This is a genomic window from Actinomadura chokoriensis (assembly GCF_039529475.1).
In the GTDB taxonomy this organism is placed as follows: Bacteria; Actinomycetota; Actinomycetes; order Streptosporangiales; family Streptosporangiaceae; genus Spirillospora; species Spirillospora bangladeshensis.
Map to the genome: position 1 here is coordinate 41,900 of NZ_BAAAMW010000035.1, position 16,541 is coordinate 58,440.

Below are 16,541 nucleotides of genomic sequence, written 5' to 3' on the forward strand. Positions count from 1 at the left end.
GGTCGCGGGGGTGGTGCGGCACGCCGTAGGTTTGGGGTCACGTCGGCCGATGATGAGGAGCGTTCATGTCGATGCAGAAGGGCGCCAACACCGCGGTGCCGGTTCCCTCGGTGCGGGTCGAGCTGGGGTGGCAGGCCGGTCCCGGCGTGCCCGACGCGGACGCGTCGGCGCTCCTGGTGACCGAGAGCGGCCGGGTGCGCTCGGACGACGACTTCGTGTTCTACAACCAGCCGGCGCACGCGTCGGGTGCGGTGCGGCACGAGGGCAAGCAGCAGGGGCCGACCGTGCTGGACGTCCTCGGCGTCGACCTGGACCGGGTCGAGCCCTCCATCGACAAGATCGTGATCGCGGCGTCCTCGGACGGCGGGACGTTCGGCCAGTTCCAGGGCCTGTACGTGCGGGTCGTGGACGCGGCGGGCGGCGCGGAGGTCGCCCGGTTCGACAGCCAGGGCGCCACCACCGAGACGGCGTTCGTCCTCGGCGAGCTGTACCGGCGGCAGGGCGCGTGGAAGTTCCGCGCGGTCGGCCAGGGCTACGACTCGGGGCTCGCCGGTCTGGCCACCGACTTCGGCATCTCGGTCGACGACCCCGGTCAGGCGGCGCCGCCGCCCCCGCCGGCCCAGCCGCAGGCGCCCGTCCCGCCGGCGCCTCCGCAGCAGCAGTACGCCCCGCCGCCTCCTCCCGGTCAGTACGCGCCGCCACCGCCGCCCCCCGGCGGCCAGTACGCGCCCCCGCCTCCTCCGGGCCAGTACGCGCCGCCCCCGCCTCCGCCGGGCGGCCAGTACGCCCCGCCGCCGCCCGGAGGCCAGTACCCGCCGCCCCCGCCCGGCGGTCAGTTCGCGCCGCCCCCTCCGCCCGGTGGCCAGTACGCGCCGCCGCCCCCGCCCGGCCAGTACGCGCCCCCGCCGGGGCCGGCGCAGCCGCAGCAGGGCGGCGGCAAGATCTCGCTGACGAAGAACGCGCCGTCGGTGTCGCTCACCAAGCACGGTGCGACCGGCGGCCACATGCGCGTCAACCTCAACTGGACGGCGCGCGAGGGCGCCGCCAAGGGGCGCCTCGGCAAGCGCCGCCGCGGCATCGACCTCGACCTCGACCTGTGCTGCCTCTGGGAGCTGCAGGACGGCCGCAAGGGCATCATCCACGCGATCGGCGACATGGGCGCGCTCGACCGCGCGCCGTTCATCAAGCTCGACAAGGACGACCGCACCGGCGCCATCGAGTCGGGCGAGAACCTGCACATCAACCTCGACCACACCAAGGACTTCAAGCGGATCCTGGTGTTCGCCGAGATCTACGAGGGCGCCGACGACTTCCGCGGCCTGGACGCCATCGCCACGCTGTTCCCGGTGGGCGCGCCGCCGATCGACATGCGGATGGACGACTGCATGGACGCCTCCCGCGACGCGGTGCTGGCGCTCATCGAGAACGTGAACGGCGAGCTGGTCGTCCGCCGCGAGGGGCGGTTCATCCTGCCGCCGCCCGGCCGCCCGCGCTGGGGCAAGATGGCCGTCGACCAGGCCTACTCCTGGAACCTGGAGTGGGTCGCCTCGCGCGGCAAGGACTGACCGACCCGCCGGTTCGCGCATGTGCTCGCGGCGGGCCCGGAATGTTGGCTGATCATGCCGATTGTCCCGGGCCCGCCGCGGACGGTAGGAACGACCGCATGAGCACTCAGCGGCAGTATCCCGTCGTCCCGGCACCCCGTTTCGACGTCCCGGCGGCGGAGGCGGCGCGGCGCGCCGAGGCGTTCGCCGACACGATGGCGCTGCGCCGCACGGTGCGGGACTTCTCCGCCCGCCCGGTGCCGCCGGGCGTCATCGAGCACGCGATCCGGGCGGCGGCGACCGCGCCGAGCGGCGCGAACCTGCAGCCGTGGCGGTTCGCGGTCATCACCGACCCCGAGCGCAAGAAGCGGCTGAGGGCGGCGGCCGAGGAGGAGGAGCGCGAGTTCTACGAGCGGCGCGCCTCCCAGGAGTGGCTGGACGCGCTGGCCCCGCTGGGCACCGACTGGCGCAAGCCGTTCCTGGAGGACGCCCCGGCGGTCATCGTCGTCTTCGAGGTGCACAAGGGTCCGGAGACACCGCGCCCCTACTACGTGAAGGAGTCCGTCGGCATCGCCGTCGGTTTCCTCTTGGCCGGGCTCCACCAGGCCGGGCTCGCGACCCTCACGCACACGCCGAGCCCCATGCGCTTCTTGAACGAGGTGTGCGACCGTCCGCAGGAGGAACGCGCGTACGTCGTGATCCCCGTCGGCTACCCGGCGGACGAGGCGATGGTGCCCGACATCACCCGCAAGCCCGTGGACGAGGTCGTCGTCCGCATGTGACCGGCGGTCACGCAGCCTTGAGCTGGTCCGCCAGCTTTTTGTCGTGGGCGACGCGCACCAGGGCGGCGGTGAACCGGGCCAGGTCCTTGTCCGGGACCTCCTCGGCGAGTTCGCCGGCGCCGGTGGGCAGGCCGAGCCGGTCGGCCCCCTTCTTGACCTGGTCGTCGACGTAGGGGCGGAGCCAGGGCCAGATGGCCTGCGCCTCGCGGCAGAAGATGTCCGCGCCGGTGGGGCCGACGCCGGGGAACTCCTGGAGCAGGTCGCCGGCCTTGCCGGGGTCGCGTCCCGACTCGATGGCGAGGCGCCGCAGGTCGCCCTTGTACTTGTCCTGGACGATCTCGGCGGTGTCGCCGAGGCGGGACGCGGTGGACTCGTCGTAGCGGACGTAGTGGCCGCGTCCGAGCGCGTCCACCCGGTCCTGCCAGGACAGCCTGCCCATGCCGCGCGCCGTTCCGCCGCCGGCCTCGAACAGCTCGCGGGCGGCGGAGACCGCGATGTCGGACGAGATGCGCGCGCTCAGCAGGTTGGCCAGGACGAGCAGCTTGAACAGCGCGGCCGGCTGGTCCTTGAGCGTTATGCCCGCCTCCTCGGCGAACGTCCGACCGGACTCGCGCAGCAGCTTCTTCACGACGGCATCCATGGCATGTACCTCCCGTGGATGGCGCCTACCCGGCCGGCGGGCGATGACTCACAAAGGACGAGTCACAGGAGGCTGAGCTGGCCTTCGCCGGCGAGCGGGTCGCGGTGCTTTTTCAGGTGCCGCCAGCGCGGGAGGTCGTCCAGGTACGACCAGGACATCCGGTGGTGCGGCGTGGGCCCGTGCTCTTCGAGGGCCTTCTGGTGGACGGGCGACGGGTACCCGGCGCTGTCGGCGAACGCGTAACCGGGGAATTCGCCGTCCAGCCCTGCCATCAGCCGGTCGCGGTGGACCTTCGCCAAGACGGAGGCGGCCGCGACCGTGACCGACCTCTGGTCGGCCTTGACCTCGCACCGCACGCGCCAAGGGCGCCCCAGGAAATCGTGCTTGCCGTCCAGGATGACCACGTCGGGACGGACGGGCAGTGACTCCAGCGCTCGGACGGCGGCGCGCCGGAGCGCCTCCGTCATGCCGACCTCGTCGATCTCCTCGGGTGACGACGCGCCGATGGCGTGCCCGGTGAGCCATCCGGGGAGCAGGCCGGCGAACGATTCGCGGTGCGCCTGGGTGAGGAGTTTGGAGTCGGTGAGCGCGACCGTCTTCTTACCGCGGCCCTGCAGGACGGGCGGCGGGGTCAGGTCGGTGACCGCGGCGCACACCACGACGGGGCCCGCCCAAGCGCCGCGGCCGACCTCGTCCACCCCGGCGATCGTGACCGGACGCGCGGCTCGGAGCTCGTCCTCGATCTCGTAGCCCGCGGCACGCGAGATCCGCGTGGAGCCGCCGGGGGCGGGGGCGAATCCGGGCAGGGCGTCGGCGGGGTCGGTCAAGGAGGCTCCTCAGGAACGGATGAACGCCGCGATCGCGTGGCCGAGCCGTTCCCCGTCGTCCTCCTGGAGGAAGTGGCCCGCGCCGTCGATCGTAGGGTGCTCGACGTCCCGCGCGCCGGGAACCAGCTGCTTGAACAGCGGCGCCATCGCCCCGGTGATGGGGTCCTTGTCGCTGAACGCCACCAGGAACGGCCTGTCCCACGCGCGCAGGACGTCCCAGGCGTCGCGGTTGGGCTGCGCCTCCGGGTCGTCGGGTTCGGCCGGGACGAGCGCCGGCATGGCGCGCGGCCCCGCCTTGAACGACTCGTCCGGGAACGGCGCGTCGTAGGCGGCCCGCACGCCGTCGGACAGGGGCGTGCGGCACCCGGAGGCGATGTTGCGGGCGATGTCGAACTCGGGCGCCGTGCGGACCGACCGGCGGAACCTCAGCCACGTCTCCGGCATGGGGAAGTCGCCCGTGGGCAGCCCGGTGTTGGCCACGACGACCCGGGAGAAGCGGTCCTGGTGGGCGGTCACCAGGCGCAGGCCGATGAGGCCGCCCCAGTCCTGTCCGACGAGGGTGACGCCACGCAGGTCGAGGGCGTCGAACACCAGCGAGCGCGTCCACTCGATGTGGCGTGCGTAGGTGTGGTCGGTCATCTCCGCGGGCTTGTCCGAACGGCCGAAACCGACCAGGTCTGGCACGATGACGCGCAGCCCTGCGTCGGCCAAGACCCGCATGACGTGGCGGTAGAGGAACGACCAGCTCGGTTCACCGTGCAGGCACAGCACGACAGGAGCGTCTGACGGGCCTGCCTCGACGTACGCCATCCGCAGGGTTCCCTCACCGCCCTGGGACGGGACGTCGGCGTAGCGCGGTTCGTAGGGGAAGTCCGGGAGGCCGCTGAAGCGTTCGTCGGGCGTACGCAGGATCCGCATCCGCCCATCATGGCAGCGGCCCCGCGCGCGGGTCAGAGCCAGCCGTTGTGGCGCGCGGTGCCGACCGCCTCGATGCGGTTGCGCGTCCCCGTCTTGCCGATCGCGGCGGACAGGTAGTTGCGGACGGTGCTCTCCGACAGGTGCAGGCGCCTGGCGATGTCGGCGATGGTCGACCCGTCGGCCGCGGCGGCCAGCACGTCCCGCTCCCGGTCGGTCAGCGGGTTCGGGCCCACCGACAGCGCCGCCGTCGCCAGTGCGGGGTCGACGACCCGCTCCCCGGCCAGGACGCGGCGCAGGGCCGTGACCAGGTCCTCGATGGGGCCGTCCTTCACCAGGAACCCGCTCGCCCCGGCGTCCATCGCGCGGCGCAGGTAGCCGGGACGCCCGAACGTGGTGACGATGAGCACCTTGCACGCGGGCAGCTCGCGGCGCAGGTCGGCGGCCACGTCGAGGCCGCTGCGGCCGGGCATCTCGATGTCGAGCACGGCGACGTCGGGGACGGTCCGCAGCGCCTCCGGCAGCACCCGCGCGCCGTCGCCGACCTCGGCGACGACCTCGACGTCCTCCTCCAGGCCGAGCAGCAGGGCGAGCGCGCCCCGCATCATGCCCTGGTCCTCGGCGAGCAGCACCCTGATCACGTCGCTCATTGTCCACCCGCGTCCGGCCGCAGGGGGATCTCGACCGCGAGCCGGAAGCCGCCGCCCGGTGCGGGACCGGCCCCGACGGTCCCTTCGGCCGCCGCGAGCCGCTCGGAGAGGCCGCGCAGACCGTGACCGCCTCCGCCGCCTGCCGCTCCTTTTCCCGCGCCGTCGTCCATCACCGTTAGGGCGGCCCTCTCCTCGTCGGCACGGACCGTGATCTCGCAGTGCGCGGCCCCGCTGTGCCGGATCACGTTCGTGACCCCCTCACGCACGACCCACCCGAGAAGCGCGTCCGCGTCGGGCGGTAGCGAGGGCCCGGTGCGCCGGACGGTGACGTCCACGCCGGCGTCCGACAGGGCCACCCGGGCGGCGTCCAGCTCGCCGGCGAGGCCGCGGCCGCGGTAGCCGCTGACCGCCTGCCGCACCTCGTCCAGGGCCCGGCGCCCCACGGTCTCGATGTCGGCGGCCTGCTCGGCGGCCACCGCCGGGTCGCGCTCGGCGATGCGGCGCACCGCCTGGGCCTTGACCACCATGAGCGACAGCGTGTGGCCGAGCAGGTCGTGCAGGTCGCGGGAGAACCGCAGCCGCTCGCGGGCCACGGCCGCGTCGGCGAGCTCCTCGCGGGCGTCCCGCAGCATGCCGATGACGGTGAACAGCCGCAGGATGACCGCGGTCACCACCCCCGCCGTCGCGGTGCCGTACCAGTTCGCGACGAGGGCGCCGCCGTCCTCGCCGCCCGCCCAGCCGACCAGGACGCCGAGCACCGAGACGCCGCCGATGCCGCCGAGCATGGGAAGCTCCGGCCCGCGCCCGTTCCGGGGCATGTGCCCGACGAGGACCCCGGCGGCGAGCCCGAGCAGCGGGAACATCGTGTACCAGCGGCCCTGGAAGGCCAGCGACGCCGCGGACGCGACCCCCGCCTCGGCGACCAGCAGCACGATCGGCACGTGTATCGGGACGCGCCCGTCGAACGAGGTCCGGACGACGGCGACGTGCAGGAGCGCGAACGCCAGCAGCGCGGCGACGGCGAGCCACACGGGACGCGCGCGGCCGTCGGCGACGTCCCACAGCGGCCACACCAGGACGATGAGCCAGAACACGAAGGCGTGGCCGCCCGGCCCGTCGCGGTCCACCTTCTCCAGGTCGAGGTCGGGAACACGCCGTTGCGGAACGCCCTTCCAGGAGATCACCCGTCGTTCTCCATCTCCACGAAGCCACGGTATGCCGGTGCCGCGGCCCACGGTGCCACTGGTCACAGGGTGCGGGCCGAGCGCCGGTAGCAGTAGGCGGCGAACACGACGAAGACGGCGCCCCACGCCGCGAGGAGCGCGACGCCCGTCAGTGTCGGCGCGTGGCCGTCGGTGACGCGCCAGGACAGCTCGCCGTACCGGTTGATCGGCGTGGCGGTCGCGATGTGCCGCAGCCACGCGGGGAACCGGGCGATCGGCACCCACAGGCCGCCCAGCAGCGACAGGCCCATGTAGCAGGTCAGCGCCGCCATCTGCGCCTGCTGGGCGGAGAGCAGGTACCCGAGGCCGATCCCGAGGACCGCCATGGGCGCGACGCCCGCCCAGAGCAGCACGAGCACGGCCGCCCACTGGCCCGCGCCGAGCGACACGTGGTTCACGAGGCCGCCGGCCAGGCAGATGGAGGCGATCGGCGGGACCGTGACGGCCATCGCGCACAGCGTCCTGCCGACGACCACCTCCGACGGACGCAGCGGCAGCAGCCGAAGCTGCCGTATCCAGCCGAGCGGCTTGTCCTCGGCGATGGACACCCCGTTGTTCAGCACGGCGCCGACCGCGCCGAACCCGGCCATGCCCACCATCGCGTACACCGCGCCCGCATCACCGGACCGTCCGGTGATGTCGAGACTCGTGAACACGAGGTACATGGTCAGCGGCGAGATCAGGCTCATGACCAGGTAGCCGGGATCGCGCAGCAGCCGCACCATTTCGAGCCGGACGTAGTGCGGGATCACCGCAGGGCCTCCTTCCGCTCGGTGAGGGCGAGGAACGCCTCTTCCAGACCCGCCCCCGTCACCTCCAGGTTCCGGACCATTCCAGCCTCGGCCAGCGCCAGGACGGTCGCGTCGGAGTCGGTGGTGTGCAACTGGACGCGGTCGCCGCGCACCTCGCTGCCGACCACGCCCGGCAGGCCGTCCAGCGCCGCCATCGGCCCGTCCAGGTCGAAGTCCAGGTCGAAGCCGACGGTCCGGCCGGGGACCCGCCGCTTGATGGCCTCGCTGGTGCCGTCGGCGATGACCCGGCCCCGGTCGATGACGACGATCCGGTCCGCGTAGTCGTCGGCCTCGTCCAGGTAGTGGGTGGAGAACAGGATCGTCCGGCCGAGCTCGGCGTAGGAGCGGACGCTGGCCCACAGCTCGCGCCTCGCCTCGATGTCCAGCCCGGTGGTGGGCTCGTCCAGGACGAGGAGTTCGGGCGCGCCCGCCACCGCGATCGCGAACCTGACGCGCTGCGCCTGCCCGCCCGACAGCCGATCGGCCCGCCGCCCCGCGAGACCGGTGATGTGCGCGATCTCCATGGTCTCGTCCAGCGAGGGGACGGTCCGGCCGCGCGCCTTCGCGGCGTAGGCGCGGCGGACGAACCCGAGCAGCTCCCGGACGGTCACCCCGCCGATCAGCCGCCCGCTCTGCGGCATGGCGCCGACGCGGGCGTCCCGCACGGCCCGCCGCGGCGCCGTGCCCAGCACCCGCACCGTTCCCGCGTCGGGCGGGACGAGGCCGAGCAGCATCGCGATCGTCGTGGACTTGCCCGCGCCGTTCGGGCCGAGCAGCGCCACGGACGTTCCCCGGTCGAGGCGCAGGTCGAGTCCGTCGACCGCCCTGACCGCCCCGTAATCCTTGACCGCGCCGGTGAAGACCACCGCCGCTTCCGCAGTTCCGGCTTCCATGGTCGGGACGTTACGGATTCGGCCGGTGTCGGCAGCAGATCCGAACCTCCCCTTCTGGACAGTACAAATGTCCTGGTCTCGGGACTGGGGGCGCCGCGCTCCGCTCCAGGCGGGCCGGACGGGCGGCAACGAACCGCGTGCGGGGAGTCCCGTTCCGGGCGGTCCTGCGCTTTACTCGCTTCTGATGGCTTTGTTCGGCAGGTCCCGCTCCCGCCCGGCGAAGGACGCCGCGACGCGGGATCTCTTCGAGCGCCTGCGGGTGCGCTACTTCCAGATCACGCCGGGGCTGAGGTTCCTCGGCGGGCTGCTCCTGGTCGCGCTGGTGCTGGCGGCCGCGGTGGTCGCGGACGGGCCGGTCCTGGGTGCGGCGGTGTGCGCGGTGGTCCTGCTGGTCGTCGTCCACCTGACGCTGCGCTCGCCCACGGGGATGGCGGTCGTCGCGGTCATCGCGTCCTGGCTCGCGCTGTCGGTGCCCTTGGGCAGGCTCTACCCGGACGGCGACGACCTGTCCTACCTGAGCCCGACATTGCTCCTGGCCGTGCTCGCCCTACCCGTGGCCGTTGTCGCGTTCCGTCTGCGCGGATACGCGCCGTGGAGCACGACCCTGCTCGCCCTGGCCGCCGCCGGGGTGGCGACGGCGGCGATCGCCCAGCTGCTGCCGGAGGCGAACGCGGCGCCCGGCTGGGCCGCCGCGCTGGCCGTCCTCGCCTACCGCTGGGACCGGGCGCGCCGCACGGTGCCCGCGGAGGCGTACGAGACCGGCTGGGTGCAGGAGCAGGCGAGCCCGAAGGGGGACGCCATGACCGGACCGCGAAAGAACCCGCCCAACCTCGATAAACCGGACAAGCGGGACCGGCCCCGGTCCGACCGTCCGGGCGCCGCCGCCGGCGGGGCGGCCGCGCAGGCGGCCCACGAGCAGCGCGCCGCCGCGCAGGCCGCCGAGGCCCCGCCCGTCCCGCCGCCGTCCCCGGCCCCGCCCCCCGAGCGGCGGACGGACGCGGCGCCGGACATCTCCGTCGCCGAGGCGCTCGCCGAGCTGGAGAACATGATCGGGCTGGAGCCGGTCAAGCGGCAGGTCCGCTCCATCGCCGCGTCCATCGAGGCCGCGCATATGCGGGCCGCCGCCGGCGTGCCCACCGAGAAGCCGATGCGGCACTTCGTGTTCGTCGGCCCCTCGGGGACGGGCAAGACGACCGTCGCCCGCGTGCTGGCCAAGATCTTCTACGCGTTCGGGCTGCTGCCGGAGCCGGCCCTGGTCGAGGCCCACCGGGCGGACCTCGTCGGCGAGTACCTCGGCGCGACCGCCCTCAAGACCAACCGGCTCGTCGACTCCGCGCTGGGCGGGGTGCTGTTCATCGACGAGGCGTACAGCCTCGCCAACTCCGCCGAGGGGCAGCCCGACCGCTTCGGTGATGAGGCCGTCCAGGCGCTGCTCAAGCGCGCCGAGGACGACCGCGACAACCTGGTCATCATCCTCGCCGGATACGACGCGCAGATGGCCGAGTTCCTCGACTCCAACCCCGGGCTGGCCTCGCGGTTCGGCACGCGCGTGCACTTCCCGTCGTACCGGCCGTCCGAGCTGCTGCGGATCGCCGACTACCACACGGGCCTCCGCGAGGACCGGCTCGACCCGGAGGCCCGGCGGCGGCTCGCCGTGCGCTTCGACGAGGTCGAACGGCGCGGCATCGTCGACGAACTGGGCAACGGACGGTTCGTCCGGTCGCTGACCGAGGCGGCGGCGCGCGCGCGGGACGTCCGCGTGGTGGACGCCGTCGCCGCGTCCGGCGGTCCGGCCACGCCCAGCGCCGACGACCTCGTCACCCTCCGCGCCGAGGACGTGGAGGCCGCGTTCGCGGAGGTCACCGAGCGGTACCGCGGCTACGCCGAGACGCCCACGCTGGACGAGGCGCTCGGCTCGCTCGACGCGATGATCGGGCTGGAACCGGTGAAGCGGCAGGTGCGGGAGATCGCCGCCCAGCTCCAGGTGGCCCGGATGCGGCAGGAGCAGGGCCTCGTCACCCGCCCGCCGACCCGCCACTTCGTCTTCGCCGGGCCGCCGGGGACGGGCAAGACCACCGTCGCGCGCGTGCTCGGCCGCATCTTCGCCGCCGCGGGGCTGCTCGCCCGCCCCGAGGTGGTCGAGGCCCAGCGCGCCGACCTCGTCGGCGAGCACCTCGGGGCGACGGCCCTCAAGACGAACAAGGTCGTGGACTCGGCGCTCGGCGGCGTCCTGTTCGTGGACGAGGCGTACGCGCTGAGCAACGCCGGCTACTCGGGCGGCGACGCGTTCGGCGCGGAGGCGGTGCAGACCCTGCTCAAGCGCGCCGAGGACGACCGCGACCGGCTCGTCGTCGTCCTCGCCGGCTACGAGGCCGACATGGACCGCTTCCTCGCGTCCAACCCGGGGCTCGCCTCGCGGTTCGACGTGCGCGTCGACTTCCCGTCCTACGGGCCGGACGAGCTGCTCCGCATCGCCCAGCTCATCGCCGAGCAGGGCGGTGACCGCTGGGAGGACGACGCCCTCGACGACCTCGCCCTCGTCTTCCAGCGCGTCTGCGGGACGGGCCGGATCGACGAGTTCGGCAACGGCCGCTTCGCCCGCTCCATGTACGAGAAGGCGTGCGCGTGCCGTGCGCTGCGCGCGGCCGAGCTGGGCGACCGGGCCACCGCCGACGACCTCACGCTCCTCACCACCGGCGACGTGCGCAACGCGTTCGCCGATCTCGCCCACCGACTGGCGTGACGGATCCCGTCCCCGGCCTGCGATGTAATCGGCACATGACCTCGGTGACATGGGAACAGGTCCTCGCCTGGCGGATGCGGCGGCAGTTCATCGACCCCTTGGCCGACGCGTCGGCGGTGGAGGTCGTGCGGCGCCTGGCCGGGGTCCAGGCACAGGTCGCGTCGGCGGGGGAGCTGGCGGTGGCCGTCCGGCAGGCGGCCCCTGAACGCGGCGCCGTGCCGAAGGCGCTGCTCGACGAACGGACCCTCGTCAAGACCTGGGCCATGCGCGGCACCCTGCATCTGCTCCCCGCCGATGACGCCGCCGCCTACCTCGCGCTGTGCTCGACGGTGCGCCAGTGGGAGAAGCCCAGTTGGCAGAGGAACTTCGGAGCTACACCCGCCGACCTCGAAGCCCTTGCCGAGGCGACCACGACCGCCCTGGCCGGGGGTGCGGCACTGACCCGCGAGGAACTGACCGAGGCCGTGGTCGAGGAGACGGGCTCCCACCATCTCACCGAAGTGCTGGGGTCCGGCTGGGGCACCCTGCTCAAGCCGCTCGCCTGGTGGGGTGTGCTCTGCTACGGCCCATCGCAGGGTACGCGCGTCACGTTCACCGCACCGGAGCGATGGCTGCCCGGCTGGACGGGATTGCCGCCCCTGGAGGACGCCGCCCGAACCGTCATCCGTGCTTACCTTGGCGCGCACGGTCCGGCGACACCCGAGATGTTCGACAACTGGCTGATGCGCAAGATGAACCGGAAGAAGGACGTCAGAGGCTGGTTCGCCGCAGCGGAGGACGGCCTGTCCACAGTCGAGGTGGACGGCGTCCAGATGTACGTCCTGGACGAGCACCGCGACGAACTGCTCGCCACCGAGCCCAGTGCGTCCGTGCGGTTGCTGGGCGGGTTCGACCAGTACGTCTTGGGCGCGGGCACGGGAGCGACCTATCTGGTGCCGGCGGAGCATCGCACCAAGGTGAGCCGCACGGCCGGCTGGATTTCGCCGGTCGTCCTCCATGGGGGCCGTGTGGCGGGAGTCTGGGAGGCGAAGAACGGCGACCTGGCCGTGACGCAGTTCGAGGACGTCCCCGCCGGGCCGCTCAAGGAGGAGGTCGACCGCGTGGGCCCGCTGCTGTCCTGACGGTCTTCGGCCGCAGGACGAGGCCCGTTCGGCGGGGCGCCGGACCGGTCGTCTAGGGTGCGGTCCGTGGACGAGCAGGATGAGCCGGTCGAGTACCGGCAGACGCGGTACAAGGCACCCGACGGCGCGACCGAGATCCTTCTGATCAGGCACGGCGCCTCGGCACCGGCCCGTGCCGACCGGCCGTTCCCGCTCGTGGACGGCCAGGCCGACCCCGACCTCGCCCCCGAGGGACGCGAGCAGGCCGACCGGGTCGCCGACCGCCTCGCGGACGACAAGCTCGACGCCCTCTACGTGACGCCGCTGCGCCGCACCGCGCAGACGGCGGCGCCCCTGGCCCGCCGCCTCGGCCTGGAGCCCCGCGTCGAGCCGGGCATGCGCGAGGTGTTCCTCGGCGAGTGGGAGGGCGGGCTGTTCCGCAAGAAGGTCGCCGACAACGACCCCCTCGCGCAGCGGATGTGGGCCGAGGAGCGCTGGGACGTCATCCCGGGCGCGGAGGGCACCGAGGCGTTCGCGGCGCGCGTCGAGGAGAGCCTCACCCGGCTCGCCGCGGCGCACGCGGGCGGCCGCATCGCGGTGTTCACCCACGGCGGGGTCATCGCGCAGGCGCTCGCCGCCACCACCGGCGCCCGGCCGTTCGCGTTCCTCGCCCCCGACAACGCCTCGATCTCCCTGCTGGTGCGGATCGGCGACCTGTCCTCCATCCGCGGCTTCAACGACGTGTCCCACCTGGACTGGTCCGTCCCGGCGCCGCTCACCTAGACGCGGAAGCGGAGCCTCTGGCCCGGACGCAGCTGCGCCGCGTCGGCGACGGCGGCGGACGCGAGCACCGCGATCACCGGATAGCCGCCCGTGGTCGGATGGTCGGCGAGGAAGACGATGGGCAGCCCGCTGGGCGGCACCTGGATCGACCCCGTCGCCATTCCTTCGCTGCCCAGTTCGCCTTCGCGCGCGCGGACGAGGGGAGGCCCGTCCAACCGGACCCCGACGCGGTTGCTGTCGGGTGACACCTCGTAGAGCGCGGACGTGAGCGTCGCCAGCGCGTCCTCGGCGAACCAGTCGTTCCGGGGGCCCGGCAGCAGGCGCAGCACGGGCGCCTCCGGTATGGGCGGCGCCGGGGCGACGTCCACGGCGATGCACGCCAGACCTTCGGACGACCCCACCGGGAGGCGGTCGCCCTGCGTCAGCGGAGCCGGACCTAAGCCGGACAGGAGGTCGGTCGAGCGGCTCCCGAGAACCTCGTCGACCACGACGCCGCCGCGCACGGCGAGATAGCTGCGCAGCCCGGACGGAGGCATGCCGACCTCCACCACGGCACCGTCCGGCACGAAGCACGGCGCGTTCGTCCCATGGGCGCGGCCGTCGATCCGCACGGGAACGGGAGCGCCCGTGACCGCGATCCACGCCCGCCTGCGGAAACGCAGCTCCGCGCCGCCGAACGTGAACTCCACGCCCGCCGCACCCTCCGGGTTGCCGACGAGCCGGTTCGCCAGCCGGAACGCGCGCTCGTCGGCGGCGCCGGAGCGCGGCACGCCGAGATGGGCGCGGCCCGGCCTGCCGAGGTCCTGCACGGTCGCCAGCGGCCCGGGCCGCACGACCTCGATCAACGACGCTCCCCGGTCACCGCGACTCCTCGGGGACGAAGCGGACCCGCGTGCCCGGACGGAGCAGCGACGGCGGGTCGCGCGTGACGTCCCACAGCCGCAGCCGGGTCCGTCCGAGCAGCCGCCATCCGCCCGGCGACCGGGACGGGTAGACGGCCGCGTACGGCCCCGCGATCGCCACCGACCCCGCCGGCACCGCCGTGCGCGGCGACGCGCGGCGCGCCACGTGCAGCGCCGGGTCCAGGCCCGTCAGGTAGCCGAAGCCGGGGGAGAAGCCGAGGTAGGCGACCGTGTACGCGCCCCCGGAATGGCGGCGGACGACCTCCTCGCGCGACAGCCCGGTCAGGCCGGCGACCTCGTCGAGGTCCTCGCCGTCGTAGACGACCGGGATCTCCACCGGGTCCGCGCCGGCCTCCGCGTCGTCGGGCAGCGGCAGGTGCGGGAGGCGCGCGGCGAGGCGGTCGAGGTCGGCCGACGGGTCCGCGACGACGAGCACCGTCTGCTCGCCCGGCACGACGTCCACGACGCCCGGCTGCGGATCGTCCCGGAGGGCGGCGTTCAGCCGGTGCGCGGTGGCGAGGTCGCCGGTCTCGACGAGCAGGGCCGCGTCACCGGCCCGCAGCACTCTCACGCGAACGGCTCCAGCGCGACGCCCGCCCCGGACAGCGCCGCGCGCACGGACCGCGCCAGCGCCACCGCGCCGGGCGTGTCACCGTGCACGCAGATGGAACGGGCCTTGAGCGCGACCTCGCTGCCGTCCACCGCGACGACGGTGCCGTCCACGGCCATCCTGACGGCCCGCTCGACCACCGCCTTCTCGTCGTGGACGACGGCCCCCGGCTCGCGGCGGGACACCAGCCCCCCGGACGGCGTGTAGGCGCGGTCGGCGAAACACTCCGCGACGACGGTCAGCCCGTCGGCGACCTCGTACACCGCCGAGCCGGGAAGGGTGAGCAGCGGCAGCGACGCGTCGTAGGCCCGGACCGCGTCGGCCACCGCCTGCGCCTGCCCGGCGTCGCGGCTCACCCGGTTGTAGAGCGCGCCGTGCGGCTTGACGTAGGCGACGCGTCCGCCCTCCGTGCGCGCGATGCCGTCGAGCGCCGCGAGCTGGTAGAGGATCTCGGCGGTCAGCTCGGGCGCGGCCACGTCCATCTCGCGGCGTCCGAAACCGGCCAGGTCCCGGTACGACACCTGCGCGCCGATCACCACCCCGCGCTCGACGGCCGCCGCGCACACCCGGCGCATGATCAGCGGGTCGCCCGCGTGGAACCCGCACGCCACGTTCGCGCTCGTGATCACGTCCAGCAGCGCCAGGTCGTCGCCCAGCGCCCAGATGCCGAACCCCTCGCCGAGGTCGGCGTTCACGTCGATGACGGCCATGGTCGGAACCTCCCCGTCCAGCGTCTCAGACGGTCTCCTCGCGCAGGTCCTCCACCTCGTGCTTGGACGCCCACGCCTGGTAGACGCCCCGGTCGAACGGCTCCAGCCCGAGCCCCTCCGCGACCGGCGCCTTCCCGCCGCAGTACTCCACGCGGAGCCAGCCGTCGTGCTCGCCGAGCACCACGAACGGCTCGCCGCGCCACGTGCAGTGCGTGGTCACGTACCGCACCCGGTCGACCTCCGCCAGCGGCACCACCTGCACGTACCGGTCGGGCGACACCTGCCGGAACCCGTCGGCGTGCCGCCGGGCGTAGAGCCGAACCCGGTCGCCGTCGGGACTCGCCTCGTACTCGGCGCCGCGCCAGCCCGCGTAGAACCCGTGCCGGATGCTCATCCCCGTCCTCCCGGCAGTTTCACCAGCCACCTGCGCAGATCGGCGTCGTACTCGGCGACGAGGGCCTCCGCGCCGCGCGCGTCCAGCCGGTACAGCTCGGCGCCGTGCGGGAGCCGCTGGCTCTCGATCTTGAACTCCGGGATCGCGGGGCCGTCGCCCGGCGCGTACCCCGACCCGGGGAACGGCGCCCGCTCGATCACCCAGCCGCCCGGGATGATGCCCATGCTCCACTCGTCGATCCCGCCGAGCGGGCGGCGGAACAGCGCCGGCTTCACCGCCGGCCACCGGATCACGAAGACCTGCTCGTCCGCGTGCGTGAAGGGCGACCCCTCGTACAAGAGGCCGAGCGCCCGGATCACCGCCGCCGGGGACCTGAGCTCCCGCACGTCCTGCAGGCGGTGCACGTAGCCCGCGACCAGGTCGTACCCGCCCTCCAGGTAGTGCTGGACGTGCTCGGGCCGCACCACCTTCTGCATCACCACGACCTGGGGCGCCCCGTCGCGGGCCGCGTCCGCGGACCCGAGGTCGCCGGGCTGCGCCGCCGGGACGTCCTCCCGCCGGGGGGCGGCCCTGGGCCGGTCGCCCTGGCCGTAGAGCGGCGCGACGGGCAGGCCGTGCGGATCGCTCGGCGTCTCCCGCGCCGCCGGGGTCTCGGGCCGGCGCCGCTCGGGGGCCGCCGGCCGAGGAGCGGGGGCCGGTGCCTGGCGCTGCGCGGCCGTGGCCTGGGGGCGGGTGGCCGGGTTCTGAAGGCGCGGGATGGGCGTGGTCGGCTGCGCGGCAGGCGCCGAACGATGGGCCGCCGCGGCCGGACGCTCGGCGGGCGCGGAGGGACGGTCCGCAGGACGCTGCGGGGGAGCCGGCGGGCGCGGCGGGGCGGACTGCGACGGCGTGGCCTGGGCCGGAGCAGTCTGAGTCGGGGCAGTCTGGGCCGGGGCCGTCGGCGGCGCCGCGGCCGCAGGTGCCGGTGCGGGCGGCGGCGCGGCGGGCGCTGGGGGCTGCGGCGCACGCGCGGGCCGCCGCGGCGGGGCGGAGCC

Annotated in this window: 16 protein-coding genes and 1 pseudogene; 5 read left to right on the top strand and 12 right to left on the bottom strand. The window is 74.2% G+C overall.

All coding sequences use genetic code 11. From position 1 onward, the window contains the following. Positions 1–65: 65 nt before the first annotated feature. Together ABFX46_RS39965 and ABFX46_RS39970 are read left to right on the top strand one after the other, a co-directional pair. Complete coding sequence (locus ABFX46_RS39965) at positions 66–1,565, top strand: TerD family protein (RefSeq protein WP_346049256.1); 1,500 nt, start codon at positions 66–68, stop codon at positions 1,563–1,565. Between the two features lie 98 nt (positions 1,566–1,663). Next, positions 1,664–2,326, top strand: coding sequence for a nitroreductase family protein (locus tag ABFX46_RS39970; RefSeq protein ID WP_346049258.1), 663 nt, complete (start codon positions 1,664–1,666; stop codon positions 2,324–2,326). A 7-nt stretch (positions 2,327–2,333) separates the two neighbouring features. Here the strand turns inward: ABFX46_RS39970 and ABFX46_RS39975 are convergent, their stop codons facing one another. The 7 genes from ABFX46_RS39975 to ABFX46_RS40005 all read right to left on the bottom strand — a co-directional run bounded on the left by ABFX46_RS39975 (position 2,334) and on the right by ABFX46_RS40005 (position 8,265). Further along, a complete protein-coding gene (locus ABFX46_RS39975; RefSeq protein WP_346049260.1) occupies positions 2,334–2,966 on the bottom strand; it encodes an HhH-GDP family DNA glycosylase in 633 nt (210 codons plus the stop codon). 62 nt (positions 2,967–3,028) lie between these two features. Beyond that, entirely contained in the window at positions 3,029–3,733 is a 705-nt protein-coding gene (locus ABFX46_RS39980) for a ribonuclease HII (protein WP_346049285.1), read from the bottom strand. A gap of 69 nt (positions 3,734–3,802) precedes the next feature. Then, the gene (locus tag ABFX46_RS39985) at positions 3,803–4,711 is read right to left on the bottom strand and encodes a haloalkane dehalogenase (RefSeq protein ID WP_346049262.1); all 909 of its coding nucleotides are present in this window, start codon (positions 4,709–4,711) and stop codon (positions 3,803–3,805) included. A 32-nt stretch (positions 4,712–4,743) separates the two neighbouring features. Continuing rightward, on the bottom strand, positions 4,744–5,349 hold the full coding sequence (locus tag ABFX46_RS39990) for a response regulator (protein WP_346049287.1): 606 nt from the start codon (positions 5,347–5,349) through the stop codon (positions 4,744–4,746). A 5-nt stretch (positions 5,350–5,354) separates the two neighbouring features. Continuing rightward, the gene (locus ABFX46_RS39995; protein ID WP_346049264.1) at positions 5,355–6,542 is read right to left on the bottom strand and encodes a sensor histidine kinase; all 1,188 of its coding nucleotides are present in this window, start codon (positions 6,540–6,542) and stop codon (positions 5,355–5,357) included. Positions 6,543–6,604: 62 nt separating this feature from the next. After that, positions 6,605–7,333, bottom strand: coding sequence for an ABC transporter permease (locus ABFX46_RS40000; RefSeq protein WP_346049266.1), 729 nt, complete (start codon positions 7,331–7,333; stop codon positions 6,605–6,607). Continuing rightward, on the bottom strand, positions 7,330–8,265 hold the full coding sequence (locus ABFX46_RS40005; protein WP_346049268.1) for an ABC transporter ATP-binding protein: 936 nt from the start codon (positions 8,263–8,265) through the stop codon (positions 7,330–7,332). The genes ABFX46_RS40000 and ABFX46_RS40005 overlap by 4 nt, the downstream gene beginning before the upstream one ends. Positions 8,266–8,449: 184 nt before the next feature. Between ABFX46_RS40005 and ABFX46_RS40010 the strand changes: the two genes are divergently transcribed. The 3 genes from ABFX46_RS40010 to ABFX46_RS40020 all read left to right on the top strand — a co-directional run bounded on the left by ABFX46_RS40010 (position 8,450) and on the right by ABFX46_RS40020 (position 12,891). Continuing rightward, a complete protein-coding gene (locus tag ABFX46_RS40010; RefSeq protein ID WP_346049270.1) occupies positions 8,450–11,008 on the top strand; it encodes an AAA family ATPase in 2,559 nt (852 codons plus the stop codon). Between the two features lie 35 nt (positions 11,009–11,043). Beyond that, positions 11,044–12,129, top strand: coding sequence for a winged helix DNA-binding domain-containing protein (locus ABFX46_RS40015; protein ID WP_346049272.1), 1,086 nt, complete (start codon positions 11,044–11,046; stop codon positions 12,127–12,129). Between the two features lie 66 nt (positions 12,130–12,195). Then, a complete protein-coding gene (locus ABFX46_RS40020) occupies positions 12,196–12,891 on the top strand; it encodes a histidine phosphatase family protein (RefSeq protein WP_346049274.1) in 696 nt (231 codons plus the stop codon). Here ABFX46_RS40020 and ABFX46_RS40025 read toward each other — a convergent pair. The 5 genes and pseudogenes from ABFX46_RS40025 to ABFX46_RS40045 form a co-directional block, all read right to left on the bottom strand. Continuing rightward, positions 12,888–13,736: a 5-oxoprolinase subunit C family protein gene (locus ABFX46_RS40025; protein WP_346049276.1), complete on the bottom strand. Its 849-nt coding sequence runs from the start codon at positions 13,734–13,736 to the stop codon at positions 12,888–12,890. The genes ABFX46_RS40020 and ABFX46_RS40025 overlap by 4 nt on opposite strands. 13 nt (positions 13,737–13,749) lie before the next feature. Next, the gene (gene pxpB / locus ABFX46_RS40030) at positions 13,750–14,364 is read right to left on the bottom strand and encodes a 5-oxoprolinase subunit PxpB (protein ID WP_346049277.1); all 615 of its coding nucleotides are present in this window, start codon (positions 14,362–14,364) and stop codon (positions 13,750–13,752) included. Then, entirely contained in the window at positions 14,361–15,113 is a 753-nt protein-coding gene (locus tag ABFX46_RS40035) for a LamB/YcsF family protein (RefSeq protein ID WP_346049279.1), read from the bottom strand. Before ABFX46_RS40035 ends, pxpB begins: the two co-directional genes overlap by 4 nt. Before the next feature lie 25 nt (positions 15,114–15,138). Beyond that, positions 15,139–15,507 (bottom strand): hypothetical protein, encoded by a 369-nt coding sequence (locus ABFX46_RS40040; RefSeq protein ID WP_346049281.1) that lies wholly within the window; start codon positions 15,505–15,507, stop codon positions 15,139–15,141. Next, a pseudogene (locus ABFX46_RS40045) lies at positions 15,504–16,541 on the bottom strand (hypothetical protein); the annotation flags it as partial. The pseudogene ABFX46_RS40045 and the gene ABFX46_RS40040, both read right to left, overlap by 4 nt.